The sequence below is a fragment of the Methylobacterium brachythecii genome, assembly GCF_014196345.1.
GTDB classification, from domain to species: Bacteria; Pseudomonadota; Alphaproteobacteria; order Rhizobiales; family Beijerinckiaceae; genus Methylobacterium; species Methylobacterium brachythecii.
The window spans coordinates 701,520-714,164 of sequence record NZ_JACIDN010000002.1 but is presented as its reverse complement, the minus strand read 5'-3'; the positions used below and the strand labels follow the sequence as shown (position 1 = coordinate 714,164).

The following is a 12,645-nucleotide window of genomic DNA, read 5'->3' as shown; positions in this document are numbered from 1 at the left end:
TTGCGCGGTGGGCAACCCTGAAGGGCGGCGCGAGCCGCCCTTTTTCATGCCCGAAGGCGGGACGTTGCCCATATCAGGGGCGAGCCGAAGAAGGTCCCCTCAGTGCCCGTACCGAGCAACGCTCCGCCGCCGATCCCGACAGGCCTCAGAGGCCGCTGCCCCCGCTGCGGCGAGGGTCACATGTTCAACGGCTTCCTGAGCTTCCGGCCGAGCTGCGAGGTCTGCGGCCAGGATTTTTCCGCCTTCGACTCGGCGGACGGGCCGGCCTTTTTCGTGATGTCGATCGTCGGCGTCGTGGTGGTCGGCCTCGCGCTCTGGATCGAAATCACCTTCGAGCCGCCGATCTGGGTGCACGCGCTGGTCGCGGGCTCGCTCTCGATCGGTTTGAGCCTCGCTCTGGTGCGCCCGCTCAAGGGCCTGCTCGCAGCCCTCCAGTACCACAACAAGGCCGAACAGGGACGTTTCCGCTCGTGAGCGCCTCGGCTACACCACCGGATCGCCGCTGGCGCGGATTGATCGCTCCGGGCCTCGCCTCGCTCGTCTGCCTCGTCATCCTGCTCGGGCTGGGCGTCTGGCAGATCGAGCGCAAGGGCGAGAAGGAAGCGCTCATCGCCCGGATCATCGAGCGCTCGCACGAGGAGCCGCCCGGCGCGCTGCCCTCCCCCGCCTGGGATCCGAAGGTCGACGAGTTTCGCCGCGTCCGCGTCACAGGCACTTTCCAGAACGACAAGGAGACCCTGGTCCACGGACTGGCGCCCGGCGATACGCCAGGACGCGCGCTCCAGGGCTTCTACGTGATCACGCCGCTCGCACGCGCCGACGGCCCGACGCTCCTGGTCAACCGCGGCTTCATCCCGACCGAACTCAAGCAACCCGCCGACCGTCAGGCGGGCCAAGTCGCCGGCGAGACCACCGTCATCGGTATCCTGCGGGCTTCCGAGCCGCGCACGATGTTCGTGCCGGCCCCCGATCCGGCCCGCGGCGAGTGGTTCAACCGCGACATTGCCGGCATCGCCGCCGCGAAGGGGCTCGCCGACGTGCCGCCCTACCTGATCGAGGCCGACGCCACGGACAATCCCGGCGGCTGGCCGCGCGGCGGCCAGCTGCGCGTCGACCTGCCGAACAACCACCTGCAATACGCCTTCACCTGGTTCGGCATCGCCGCATGCCTCGTGGGCGTGTTTTCGGTGTTTGCGTGGCGGCGGCTGCAAGAGCCGGCGGAATAACTGACGCAGCGTCGGTCCGGCTTCTGCTTCGCGGCGCCGGAATGACGGGCTGAGACTGCAACCGTTCGGCACGACCTCTGCTTGTCCTTCTTAGGCGGCGCGGTACTTTGATATCGGCTGGCCTTGGAGGGTAGCGACGATGCGCGGTCTCGTTGGTGGTCTCTTACTGGTGATGGTGGGTACGGCCGCCTGGGCGGTCGACGACGGGGACCGGAGCGCGGCGCGCGCCACGATCGAGCGGCAGCTCGAGGCCTTCAAGAAAAACGATCCGGCCACCGCCTACGCCCAGGCGGCCCCGCAGATTCAGAGCATGTTCTCCTCGCCCGAGACCTTCCTCGCGATGGTCGAGCAGGGCTACAAGCCGGTTCTGCACTCGCGCAGCTACAGCTTCGACAAGACCGAAGACGCCGAGGGCGACCAGCTCGCACAGGCCGTGATGCTGCAGGACGACGAGGGCGTGGACTGGATGGCCCTCTACCTGCTTCAGAAGCAGTCCGACGGCCAGTGGCGCATCACCGGCTGCCACTTGAAGAAGGCGCCGGGCACCAGCGCCTGATCCACTTCGACAGTCGAGCCTCTATCGTGTAGAGCGGGCGCCTTCCCGGAGGCCCCTTTGCTGCACGTCTCGACCCGCGGCGCCGCTGCGCCCTTGAGCTTTTCCGATGCCCTCCTCGCCGGCCTCGCCCGCGATGGCGGCCTCTACGTGCCGGAAAGCTGGCCGCAGATTGCGAAAGCGGAGATCGCGGCTCTGAGCGGGGTGCGTTACGCCGATGCCGCCAAGCGCGTGCTGCGCCCGCTCATCGACGGCGAGATCGCGGATGAGGCGCTCGATTCCATGATCGAGGATGCCTACGCGACCTTCCGGCATCCGGCGATCTGCCCGCTGACCCAGCTCGACGACAACCTCTTCCTGCTCGAGCTCTTCCACGGCCCGACGCTCGCCTTCAAGGACGTGGCGATGCAGCTGCTCGGGCGGCTGATGGACCATGTCCTGCGCCAGCGCGGTTCGCGCGCCACCATTGTCGGAGCCACTTCGGGCGATACCGGCTCGGCGGCGGTGGAGGCCTTCAAGGGCCTCGATCAGGTCGACGTGTTCATCCTGTTTCCGCACGGCCGCGTGTCGGAGGTGCAGCGCAAGCAGATGACCACGGTGGCTTGCCCGAACGTGCACGCCATCGCCATCGACGGCACCTTCGACGATTGCCAGAACATCGTGAAGTCGATGTTCCAGCACGGCGATTTCGCCAAGGACGTCCACCTCTCGGGCGTGAACTCGATCAACTGGGCGCGCGTCGCCGCGCAGGCCGTCTACTACTTCACCAGCGCCGTCTCGCTCGGCGGCCCGCGCCGGCCGGTCTCCTTCGCGGTGCCGACGGGCAATTTCGGCGACATCCTCGCCGGCTGGGTCGCCAAGCGCATGGGCCTGCCGATCGACCGGCTGATGATCGGCACCAATGCCAACGACATCCTCGCCCGCACCCTGGAGCACGGCGCCTACGAGCTGCGCGGAGTCCAACCGACCACGTCGCCCTCGATGGACATCCAGATCTCCTCGAATTTCGAGCGGCTTCTGTTCGAGGCCTTGGGCCGTGATTCCTCCTCGCTCGGCCGGCTGATGGACGGGCTCAAGCAATCGGGCGGCTTCAGCCTCGACCCGGCCGTCCTGCAGACCGTGCGCGACGAGTTTGATGCCACCGCCGTCCCCGAGCCGGAGGTGGTGGAAGAGATCGCCGGCACCTACCGCAAGACCGGTGTGGTGCTCGATCCGCACAGCGCCATCGGCGTGCGTGCGGGCCGCAGGCTCCTCCAGAAGGACCCTGCGACGCCGGTCGTGGCGCTCGCCACGGCGCATCCGGCGAAATTCCCGGATGCTGTTTCACTCGCTACCGGGGCCGGACGTCCGGCGCTGCCGCCGCACCTCGCGGATCTCATGGACCGGCCCGAGCTGGTCTCGAATCTCGCCAACGACCAGGCGGCGGTGGAGCGCTTCATCCGTGAGCGCGCCCGCATCACGGCAGGCGCCTGAAAGCAGAGATGAACGAGCATTTCACGACGTTCGGCGCCTCGCCCGATCTCAAGATCGCGCGGCTTTCCAACGGCCTAACCATCGCGACGGAGGCGATCCCCGGGGTGGCGACGGCCTCGCTCGGCGTCTATGTCGGTGCCGGCTCACGCCATGAGCGGCCAGAGGAGCATGGCCTCAGCCATCTCATCGAGCACATGGCCTTCAAGGGTACGCAGACCCGCTCGGCCCGGAAGATCGCCGAGGACATCGAGAATGTCGGCGGTGAGATCAACGCCGCGACCTCGACTGAGAGCACCAGCTACACTGCGCGTATGCTCGGCGAGGATGTCGGCGTCGCCCTCGACGTGCTCGGCGACATTCTCACGCGCTCGACCTTCGAGGCCGGCGAGCTCGCCCGCGAGAAGGGCGTGATCCTGCAGGAATACGCGGCGGTCGAGGATACGCCGGACGACGTCGTCTACGACGCCTTCGTCGAGACGGCCTTTCCCGACCAGCCGATCGGCCGGCCGATTCTGGGGCGGCCCGAGACGATCACGAGCTTCGACCGCGCCGGGATCGAGGCCTTCATCGCCCGCGAGTACGTGCCCGAGCGCATGGTGCTGGCGGCGGCCGGCGCCGTGTCGCACGAGGAGATCGTCGAGGCCGGCGAGCGGCTGTTCGGCGACATGAAGCCGGCCTCGGTGCCGAATGTGGTGCCCGGTCTCTACGGCGGCGGCGAGCGCCGCATGCAGAAGAAGCTCGAACAGGCCAACCTCGTCCTCGGCCTGCCGGGTCTCTCTTTCCGCGACGACGGCTATTACGCCTTGCACCTGTTCGCGCATGTGCTCGGCGGTGGCCTGACCTCACGCCTCTGGCACGAGGTCCGCGAGACACGCGGCCTCGCCTACGACATCCAGGCCTTCCACTGGCCTTTCTCGGATTGCGGCCTGTTCGGCATCGGCGCCGGGACCTCGGGGGCGGATCTGCCCGAACTCGTCGACGTCGCCATCGCCACCACTCGGACGACGGCGGAAGACCTCGACGAGACCGAACTCGCCCGCGCCAAGGCGCAGCTCAAGGTCTCACTGCTCTCGGCGCTGGAGACGCCCGGCGGCCGCATCGAGCGCAATGCCCGGCAGCTCCTGGCCTGGGGGCGCGTGATCCCCTCGGGCGAGGTCATCGCCAAGGTCGATGCCGTGACGGTGGACGAGGTGCGTGCGGCCGGCCGCGCGGTGATCGCCGGGGCGCCGACGCTCGCCGCGATTGGGCCGATCCGCAAGCTGCCGACGCTGAAGCAGGTGGCGGCGGCCCTCGCCGCGTAGCTGGCTACAGATCAGTTTTCCCGGCTTCGCGCTCGGAACGCAGGCCGATCGGTTCTTGCAAGACAGAGCCATACCGAGCGAGCGCATGTGCGCGTCCACCTAAGGCAGCACGCATAATTTGCCGGCTTTCCACATCGCTTTGATTCCGGTTTGTAAGCTGAGCATTAACGGCGCATTCATGCCTCTCCTGCGACAGGCCCGGCCCCACCAAAAGCAAGGAGCCTAGCACCATGAGAGCATCTCTCCTCGGTATCGCCGCCCTCGCATTCGGCAGCCTCGTCGCTGCCGCGCCCGCTTCGGCCATGCCGCTCGCCGGCGGCATCGCGCCGGGCAATGGAATCGAGCAGGCACGGGTCGTATCCCGCACGGTGATCCGCGGTCCGCGCTGCCGCACCGTCGTCACCAAGCGCCGTGGGCCGATGGGTCGCGTCGTGATCGTGCGCAAGCGTCAGTGCTTCTGATCGACTGATCGCCTTCCCTCCCCGCAAGGGGACGAAGGCAGCGCTCGCGGCTCAGACGTTGCGCATGAAGCCGCGGGCGCGGATCCAACTGAGAAACAGGCTGGCCCAGGCCGCCGCCGGCATGCCGGGCACGCCGAGGCCGAATCCGTGGCCGCCGCGCTCGAACAGGTGCATCTCGACCGGCACCCCGACCGCCCGCAGGGCATTGTACATCCGCAACGGGTGATCGACGGTGCCGACCGGATCGTCCGCGGCCTGCGCCAGGAAGACGGGCGGCGCCCGCTTTGTCACCTGCGCATCCACCGAATAGGCCCGCCTCTGCGCCTCCGACGGGTTTTCGCCGACCAGCACGACGCGGCTGGAGATGGTCCGGTCGAACGGCGCCTTCAGAGTGATGATCGGATAGATCAGGCCGGCCAGGGCCACATGCGCGCTCTGCTGATCCGCCTCGTCGACGTCGTCATAGAGGTCGACCTCGGAATCGACCGCCGTCTCACCCATCAGGTGGCCGCCGGCGGAGAAGCCGAGCAGGCCAATCCGCTCCGAATCGATGCCGTATTGCGCCGCGTTGGCGCGGATCAGGCGCACCGCGCGTTGCGCGTCCTGGCGCGGCGCATCCGGCCCGTCGCCCCATTTCTCGCTCGGCAGACGGTAGATCAGCACGAAGACGTGGAAGCCCGCTTTGGCGAGCCACGCCGCGACCGGGAGGCCCTCGCCGCTGATGTCGATCCGGCGATAACCGCCGCCGGCCGCGACGAGAAAGGCGCCGCCATTCGGCCGCTCCGGGCGGACGACCATGAGGCAAGGGCGGGTCACGCCGGTGATCACCCCGCCGAGAGTCTCGTCGAAGCGGTAGTCGCTGCGGAACGGACCGCCGCCGCCCGGCGGCAGGCCGGGCCAGAGATCGATGACTTCGAGTTCGGAACCCGGCGCCGATTTCGGCAGAGCCTGCACGGTCTCCCGCACGGGCGGCTGCGGCGGCACCTCCGGAAGGGTCCGCATCGCGGGATCGCCGATCGGCCTGAGGGCCCGGACCGTCGACTCTCCCGGATTTTCCTGGGCTTTCACCCGCTCCGCCGTCAGCAGCGCTGCAGCAGCCGCCATCAGGGCTCTGCGATCGAGCGTCATGAGCGAAGCATCCGAGAATCTCCGAAGGCGCGAGGCTCCTCCTGACAAACGACTCAGAAGCGCTTGTGATCCTTGCCGAACTGGTCTGTTGCCAGCATCGGGCGCCGACTCGACTGATAAGGCGAGTCTCGCGCCGCGTCAGCCCGCGCGCTCGATCATCGAGAGGTAGAACCCGTCGGTTCCTGTGAGCACCGGGCTCATCTGCAAGCCCTGCCGCGTCAGGCGCACGAAGGGCTTCAGTGCCGGCACGCCCTCCGAGAGCACGGTCGAGGCGTCGATGACGGTGAAGCCCTTGGGCTGGCGCTTCAGCAAGCCCGAGATGGCGTCGTCGTTCTCTTCGGGCAGCAGCGAGCAGGTGATGTAGACGATGCGCCCACCCGGCCGCACCAGCTGGGCCGCCCGGTCGAGCACCTGCGCCTGCTCGGAGACGCGCAAAGCGAGGCTGTTCGGGCGAAGGCGCCATTTGGCGTCCGGATTGCGCCGCCATGTCCCGGTGCCGGTGCAGGGCGCGTCGACAAGCACCCGATCGACGGTTCCGTCGAGATCCTCCAGCACGTCGGCCCGCGCACGGCCCGCGCGCGGCGTGCGGATCTCGGCCTCGGCACCTGCTCGGCGCAGGCGCTCGTGGATCGGGGCGAGCCGGCGCAGATCGGCGTCCGTGGCGACGATGCGACCATGGCCCCGCATCAGCGCTGCCAATGCCAGTGTCTTGCCGCCGCCGCCGGCGCAGAGATCGACCACCGTCTCGCCGGGCCGGGCGCCGGCCAGCAACGTCGCGAGCTGCGAGCCCTCGTCCTGGATCTCGTAGAGGCCCTCGATGAATTCCGGCTCAACATGCAGCGCAGGTCCGCGGCCGTCCTCGCCAAGAGGAATGCGCAGACCCATCGGCGAATGCGGCGTCGGCTCGGGGGCGAGATGCCCGAGCCGGGCCAGCGCCTCGTCGCGCGCGATCTTCAGTCCGTTGATCCGGATGTCGAGGGGCGCACGCCGGCCGAGGGCACGCAGCTCCGGCAGCAGATCGTCGCCGAACAGGGTCTGAAGCGACGGCAAAACCCAGTCCGGCGCATCGCCCGCGACGGCCGGCGGCGCGTCGTCCAGGCTGCCGTTGGCGAGGCGCTCGCGCTCGTGGTCGCTCAGCGGCTCCGGGGCGAAGCGGGAGCCGTCGAACAGGTCGGCGATGGTCGATGCCGCGAGGCCGCGCTGCAGACGCAGCATGCCGATCACCGTGGCGCGCGGCGTCTCCTCGCCCATGATCCAGGTGGCGGAGGCGCGCCGCCGCAGGCCGTCATAGACGAGGCTCGCGATGGCGGCACGGTCCCCCGATCCGGCGAAGCGGTGCGCGAGGCCCCAATCCTTGAGGGCGTCGGCGGCCGGGCGGCGGCGCTCGGCGATGTCGGCGAGCACCTCGATGGCGGCGGAAAGGCGGGCGGAAGGGGTCAGGATGGACTCCAGAAAGGTCTCGTTGACTCTGTCACGATACGGCCACGCTTACTGCTAGGCTTGGCCATGATACGGCCGAGCTAAAAGCGCGTTCGTTCCTCAAGACATGCCGTGAGCCGTTCTCGTCAACGGCTCCCGTATGAGTTCGAGCGGGAGTACCCGATGAAGCCCAGATCGCCCCTCTATCCCCTGGCTGCGGCCTGCCTGTTCGCACTGGCCGCCGCGGCCTGCTCTCGCGCCCCGGCCGAGCCGATCTCGGATCCGGTGCCGCCGCCACGCCGTCCCTACGACGCCAAGACCCAGCTCGAATACGGCGATCCGCGCCCTCCGGCGCCGCAGCGCTACTGAGCCGCGAGCCTCAGGCCGTCGCACCCGTATAGTTCAAGACCGCATCCCGCGTGCGGTCGATCATCGCCTCGACGACCGCGTGGTAAGCGGCCTGATCGGGCGCGAGCTTCGCCGCCAGCATCTCGGTTTCGAGGGACGTCTGCAGGTCGGCCATCGCCTCGGTGCGGCTCTTCAGATCGGGAGACGCGAGCGCGAACTGGATGATCGCGGCCTGGACCTCCGCCAATTCATTGCGATCGCTGCGCTCGATCAGCGCGCGCAGCGTCTCGATGCAGTCTGCTTTGGTCATGGTGTCGGCAATCCCAGGTCGTGTGCCGGACGAGCGCCGAACGGTGCGCCGTACCCTAACGAGTTGCTGAAGCTTGGCAAACCGCCATCGGCGCGGTCACCTTATGGCATAGAGGCTCGCGCAGCCGTAATCGGTGCGGATCGACAGACGATCCGGGCCGATCCACGCGGCCACGCAGCGCCGAACGACGTGCTCGATGCGGAACTCCAGGCGCGGCGCCATGGTCGCGGCATCGTAAAGCGTTCCCCGATTGCCCTTCGTGACGACGACCTGCTGGCCGGACGCGTCGACCGCGAGATCGGCCCGGGCGAGTTCGCCGAGATCAGGCCAGCCTGCCGGTTCCGCGCCGCTCTGCAGATCGAAGGCATGCAACGTGTTGCGTCCGTATTGCTCCAGCATCAGCAGCCGCTGGCCGCCGAGGGCGAAGCGAAGTTGGCGGACCATCGCGAAGCCGCCGCGCCAAGGCGGCCGCTCGGCTCCCGTCCCGACGTCGAACAGGCGGACCTCGCCGGCTTCAGCACAGAAAGCGAGGGTGCGGCCGTCGGGCGAGAGCGCGCCTTCCATCTGCGTCGTATGGCCCAAATAGAGCTGCGGCGTGGCCGGCTGCCGCATCAGCCGCTGGCCGGTGGCCAGGTCCTCCACCACAACCGCCGTGCCGTCGAACCAGGCGACGCGGGTCCCCGCGACGCTCATGAAGCTCGGCATAAGATTGGGGCTCAGCTCGGCCATGGCCCCCGTGGCCGGCACCAGCGCCAAGACCTGATGATCGGCCCGCATCAGGATACGGCCGAGCTCCGGCACCTCCGCCGCCGACCAGATCAGCCGGTCGCGAAATTGCTCCAGAAGGACGTCGATGGCGCCCTCGGAATCGACCGCGAGGAGCTGCTCTCCGCTGTCTTCATGCCGATTGCAGAGCAGGCGCCCACCGAAGTCGCACAAAGCCATCGCGCCGGTATAGGCGCCGCCGACGAAACGGTGCAGCAGGGGCTGGCCGGGCGCGGCGTCGGGCGCAACGAGCACCATGCCCTTCTTGAGCCGCGACCACTCTTCCTTTTCCGCCCAGGCGCTCGCGGCGGCAGGATCGGGAAAATCCTTCTGCCGCGGCTTGCCGGTCGCCTGCGTGATCCTGACGGCGGCGCCGTCGCAATGCGACGCCCAGGTCTTTCCAGTCTCGGGCGCTCGCAGGGTGCGACCGCGCGCGACCGGGGCCGGCGCGCTCACGCCGCCTCGCGTTCGCGCCTGTTCTGGTAGCTGCGCAGCCCCGTATAGGCGAGTTGCAGCAGCGGCCGGGGCGAATCCGGCGCGACCTTGGCGCCGCGGGCGATCAGGTCGCCGATGATGTGGTCCGCCTCGACACGAGCTCCACCCTCGATGTCACGCAGCATCGACGCGGTCATCGGCGCGCCTTCCGTGGTCAGCATCTTCCGCGCGCCCTCGAAGACTTTTTCACGCGGACCGTAGCCAGAGGCCACCGCCACGGCGCGGCATTCGTCGTGCAGACACTCGATGAGGGCTTTGCCGCCCGGCGCGGCGAGGATGTCGCCGATCGCGGCGCGCATCAGGGTGGTGCTGCCGGCGAGCGTCGCCAGGAACACCCACTTCTCCCACATCTCGAGCACCACCTTGTCGCTCGACCGAGCCTGGAAGCGCACGCCCTCCATCAGCGCCTCGATCGCCTGGAGGCGCTCGGAACGCGAGCCGTCGCGCTCGCCGTAGGTGAGCGAGTGCAGGTCGGTCATCTGGCGGATCTCGCCGGTCTTGGTCATCGTCCCGACGATGGCGCAGCTGCCGCCGAGCACGCGCTCCCCGCCGAATTTTCGGTCGAGGGCATCGAGGTGGTTCATGCCGTTGAGGATCGGCAGCACGGCGGTCTGCGGTCCAACGGCCGGCGCGACATCCGCGAGGGCGGTGTCGAGGTCGTAGGCCTTGCAGGACAGGAGCACGAGATCGAACGGCCTCGCGCCGGCGAGCGCATCGGCGGTGACGGTCTGCGGCGCATCGATCTTGTAGTCGCCGACGGGGCTGCGGACCTGAAGGCCTTCTGCCGCGAGCTTTTCGGCACGCGCCTTCCTGACCAGGAAGGTGACGTCGCGCCCGGCCTCGACGAGCCGTGCGCCGAAATAGCCACCGGTCGCGCCTGCGCCGACTACGAGAACCCGCATCGCCATCCTCCCTCCGTTTCAGCGTCTCTATGCGGCCTTCGGGCCCCGGCGCAAATGTGAGCAACGGCACGGCGACGCTTCAGGCCTGCGGCAAAGCGTTCGCGCCGGCCGAGCGTGGCCCTTATAGGAAAGTCCCTGCGATTCTTCCGCTCGCGGATCATCAGTATCCGGAGAGATGAGGAGAGGTCGCATTTGCAGACTTCGAGATGGCCGCAAGCTGGGGGCAAGTGGTCCTGCAGCCTCGACCATCCGAAGCAGAGGGAGGACTGAAGCGTTGAAGATCGTGAACTTGATCGCCGCCGTCGCATTGGCCGGCGGAGTGGCAGCCTGCTCGAAGGGCAACGATTGCACCCCAGAAGCGATCACCAAGAAGTCGCAGGAGCTGATGACAGCGATCCAGCAGAAGATCGCCGCAGACCCGTCGAGCGGCCAGGAGCTGATGAAGAAGTTCCAGGAAGTCGGCGTGAAGTTGCAGGCGGCGAACAACAACAACGCCCAGGCCTGCTTGGCCTATGACGAGCTGCTCAAGACCGTGAAGTAATCGTGAAATCCGGCGGTCAGTAAGCTGGCCGCCGGATACGATCCGTCCGTCACCGGCTCGGATAGTTTGGCGTCTCGCGGGTGATGGTCACGTCGTGGACGTGGCTCTCGCGCAGGCCCGCATTGGTGATGCGGATGAACTGCGCCCGCTCCTGCAGTTCCGGCACGGTCGGGGCGCCGACATAGCCCATGGCTGCGCGCAGCCCACCGGCGAGCTGGTGGAGCACGGCCGAGACCGGGCCCTTGTAGGGGACTTGGCCCTCGATGCCCTCGGGCACGAGCTTGTGGGTGTCGTTGACCTCGGCCTGAAAGTAGCGGTCGGCCGAGCCGCGGGCCATGGCGCCCACCGAGCCCATGCCGCGATAGCTCTTGTAGGAGCGTCCCTGGTACAGAAACACGTCGCCGGGAGCCTCGTCGGTGCCGGCGAGCAGGCTGCCCAGCATCGCCACCGAGGCGCCGGCCGCAATCGCCTTGGCGAGGTCGCCCGAATACTTGATGCCGCCATCGGCGATGACGGGGATGTCGGCCTCGTGGCCGGCTTCCACCGCCTCCATCAGCGCGGTCAGCTGGGGCACGCCGACCCCCGCGACGATGCGGGTGGTGCAGATCGAGCCCGGTCCGATGCCGACCTTGATGGCGTCCGCGCCGGCATCGATCAGCGCCTTGGCGCCGTCGCGGGTGGCGACGTTACCGGCGATGATCTGCACGGCGTTCGAGAGCGACTTCACCCGGCGGACGGCGTCGAGCACCTTGATTGAGTGGCCGTGGGCGGTGTCGACCACCACTACGTCGCAGCCGGCATCGATGAGACGCTCGGCGCGCTCGAAGCCGCCATCACCCGTGGTGGTCGCAGCGGCGACGCGCAGCCGACCCTGCTCGTCCTTGACGGCGTTGGGATGGGCGACCTGCTTCTCGATGTCCTTGACGGTGATCAGGCCGATGCAGCGGTAATGATCGTCGACCACCAGCAGCTTCTCGATGCGGAACTGGTGGAGCAGGCGCTTGGCCTCGTCCTGCGTCACGCCCTCACGGACCGTGATGAGCCGGTCCTTCGTCATGAGCTCGGAGACGGGCTGGCCGTAATTGGTGGCGAAGCGGCAGTCGCGGTTGGTCAGGATGCCGACGAGCTTGCCGCGCGAACCGTTGGGGCCGCGCTCGACGACCGGGATGCCGGAGATGCGGTTGGCCTTCATCACCTCGAAGGCGTCGGCCAGGGTCTCGTCGGGATGGATGGTGATCGGGTTCAGCACCATGCCCGACTCGTACTTCTTGACGAGGCGGACCTGCTCGGCCTGTTCCGGCGGCTCGAGGTTGCGGTGGATCACGCCGAGGCCGCCGTTCTGGGCCATGGCGATGGCCATCGGCGCCTCGGTCACCGTGTCCATGGCCGAGGAGACGATCGGCAGGTTGAGCCGGATGGTGCGGGTGAGCCGCGAGGCGATGTCGACCTCGCCGGGCATCACGGACGAAGCGGCGGGACGCAGAAGAACATCGTCGAAGGTCAGGCCCTCGATGATGGATTCCGCGCTGATCAGGGCCATGTGCCAACTCCGGTGATGTGAAGGTCGGCCGCGTGGTTTTTGCGTCGCGTCGACGGTCTCAGGTTGGCGCGTGCCAGTATCATGCGGAACGGGCGCGCGCAAAGACGCGAATGCGCGGATGCCATGCTTCCCGCACGGGGAAATAACGCGCGCGACCGCTGCGCATGCGCAGTGCCGGTGGCT

Annotated in this window: 14 protein-coding genes; 8 read left to right on the top strand and 6 right to left on the bottom strand. The window is 68.2% G+C overall.

Annotated elements, in window-relative coordinates; translation table 11 throughout:
• Positions 1-102: 102 nt before the first annotated feature.
• The 6 genes from GGR33_RS07385 to GGR33_RS07360 all read left to right on the top strand — a co-directional run bounded on the left by GGR33_RS07385 (position 103) and on the right by GGR33_RS07360 (position 5,014).
• Positions 103-474: a DUF983 domain-containing protein gene (locus GGR33_RS07385; protein ID WP_284211077.1), complete on the top strand. Its 372-nt coding sequence runs from the start codon at positions 103-105 to the stop codon at positions 472-474.
• The gene (locus GGR33_RS07380; RefSeq protein ID WP_183503370.1) at positions 471-1,226 is read left to right on the top strand and encodes an SURF1 family protein; all 756 of its coding nucleotides are present in this window, start codon (positions 471-473) and stop codon (positions 1,224-1,226) included. Before GGR33_RS07385 ends, GGR33_RS07380 begins: the two co-directional genes overlap by 4 nt.
• A gap of 139 nt (positions 1,227-1,365) precedes the next feature.
• Positions 1,366-1,782: a DUF4864 domain-containing protein gene (locus tag GGR33_RS07375; RefSeq protein ID WP_183503368.1), complete on the top strand. Its 417-nt coding sequence runs from the start codon at positions 1,366-1,368 to the stop codon at positions 1,780-1,782.
• Positions 1,783-1,839: 57 nt separating this feature from the next.
• Positions 1,840-3,252, top strand: coding sequence for a threonine synthase (thrC, locus tag GGR33_RS07370; RefSeq protein ID WP_183503366.1), 1,413 nt, complete (start codon positions 1,840-1,842; stop codon positions 3,250-3,252).
• A gap of 8 nt (positions 3,253-3,260) precedes the next feature.
• Positions 3,261-4,553, top strand: a complete 1,293-nt coding sequence (locus tag GGR33_RS07365; protein WP_183503364.1) for a M16 family metallopeptidase — start codon at positions 3,261-3,263, stop codon at positions 4,551-4,553.
• Between the two features lie 230 nt (positions 4,554-4,783).
• A complete protein-coding gene (locus GGR33_RS07360) occupies positions 4,784-5,014 on the top strand; it encodes a hypothetical protein (protein WP_183503362.1) in 231 nt (76 codons plus the stop codon).
• 51 nt (positions 5,015-5,065) lie between these two features.
• Here GGR33_RS07360 and GGR33_RS07355 read toward each other — a convergent pair whose 3' ends face one another.
• Entirely contained in the window at positions 5,066-6,142 is a 1,077-nt protein-coding gene (locus tag GGR33_RS07355; RefSeq protein WP_183503360.1) for an alpha/beta hydrolase, read from the bottom strand.
• Between the two features lie 138 nt (positions 6,143-6,280).
• Entirely contained in the window at positions 6,281-7,582 is a 1,302-nt protein-coding gene (locus GGR33_RS07350) for an RsmB/NOP family class I SAM-dependent RNA methyltransferase (RefSeq protein ID WP_183503622.1), read from the bottom strand.
• Positions 7,583-7,744: 162 nt separating this feature from the next.
• Between GGR33_RS07350 and GGR33_RS07345 the strand changes: the two genes are divergently transcribed.
• The gene (locus tag GGR33_RS07345; RefSeq protein WP_183503358.1) at positions 7,745-7,930 is read left to right on the top strand and encodes a hypothetical protein; all 186 of its coding nucleotides are present in this window, start codon (positions 7,745-7,747) and stop codon (positions 7,928-7,930) included.
• A 10-nt stretch (positions 7,931-7,940) separates the two neighbouring features.
• Here GGR33_RS07345 and GGR33_RS07340 read toward each other — a convergent pair whose 3' ends face one another.
• The 3 genes from GGR33_RS07340 to panE form a co-directional block, all read right to left on the bottom strand.
• Positions 7,941-8,219 carry a hypothetical protein gene (locus tag GGR33_RS07340; protein WP_183503356.1) on the bottom strand — a complete coding sequence of 93 codons (279 nt, stop codon included), beginning with the start codon at positions 8,217-8,219 and terminating at the stop codon, positions 7,941-7,943.
• Between the two features lie 96 nt (positions 8,220-8,315).
• Complete coding sequence (locus GGR33_RS07335; protein ID WP_183503354.1) at positions 8,316-9,440, bottom strand: WD40 repeat domain-containing protein; 1,125 nt, start codon at positions 9,438-9,440, stop codon at positions 8,316-8,318.
• Positions 9,437-10,381 carry a 2-dehydropantoate 2-reductase gene (gene panE / locus GGR33_RS07330; RefSeq protein ID WP_183503352.1) on the bottom strand — a complete coding sequence of 315 codons (945 nt, stop codon included), beginning with the start codon at positions 10,379-10,381 and terminating at the stop codon, positions 9,437-9,439. The genes GGR33_RS07335 and panE overlap by 4 nt, the downstream gene beginning before the upstream one ends.
• A gap of 274 nt (positions 10,382-10,655) precedes the next feature.
• Here panE and GGR33_RS07325 point away from each other — a divergent pair, with 274 nt between their 5' ends.
• A complete protein-coding gene (locus GGR33_RS07325) occupies positions 10,656-10,922 on the top strand; it encodes a hypothetical protein (RefSeq protein WP_183503350.1) in 267 nt (88 codons plus the stop codon).
• 49 nt (positions 10,923-10,971) lie between these two features.
• On the opposite strand, the gene guaB is transcribed toward GGR33_RS07325, so the two are convergent.
• Positions 10,972-12,462 (bottom strand): IMP dehydrogenase, encoded by a 1,491-nt coding sequence (gene guaB, locus GGR33_RS07320; RefSeq protein ID WP_183503348.1) that lies wholly within the window; start codon positions 12,460-12,462, stop codon positions 10,972-10,974.
• Positions 12,463-12,645 lie beyond the last annotated feature (183 nt).

What these genes read in the sequence shown, in the direction of transcription:
- GGR33_RS07345 (WP_183503358.1), top strand. Translation starts at nt 7,745, where the DNA reads ATGAAGCCCAGATCGCCCCTCTATCCCCTGGCTGCGGCCTGCCTGTTC.
- GGR33_RS07360 (WP_183503362.1), top strand. Translation starts at nt 4,784, where the DNA reads ATGAGAGCATCTCTCCTCGGTATCGCCGCCCTCGCATTCGGCAGCCTC.
- panE (WP_183503352.1), bottom strand. Translation starts at nt 10,381, where the DNA reads ATGCGGGTTCTCGTAGTCGGCGCAGGCGCGACCGGTGGCTATTTCGGC.
- guaB (WP_183503348.1), bottom strand. Translation starts at nt 12,462, where the DNA reads ATGGCCCTGATCAGCGCGGAATCCATCATCGAGGGCCTGACCTTCGAC.
- GGR33_RS07375 (WP_183503368.1), top strand. Translation starts at nt 1,366, where the DNA reads ATGCGCGGTCTCGTTGGTGGTCTCTTACTGGTGATGGTGGGTACGGCC.
- GGR33_RS07340 (WP_183503356.1), bottom strand. Translation starts at nt 8,219, where the DNA reads ATGACCAAAGCAGACTGCATCGAGACGCTGCGCGCGCTGATCGAGCGC.
- GGR33_RS07365 (WP_183503364.1), top strand. Translation starts at nt 3,261, where the DNA reads ATGAACGAGCATTTCACGACGTTCGGCGCCTCGCCCGATCTCAAGATC.
- GGR33_RS07355 (WP_183503360.1), bottom strand. Translation starts at nt 6,142, where the DNA reads ATGACGCTCGATCGCAGAGCCCTGATGGCGGCTGCTGCAGCGCTGCTG.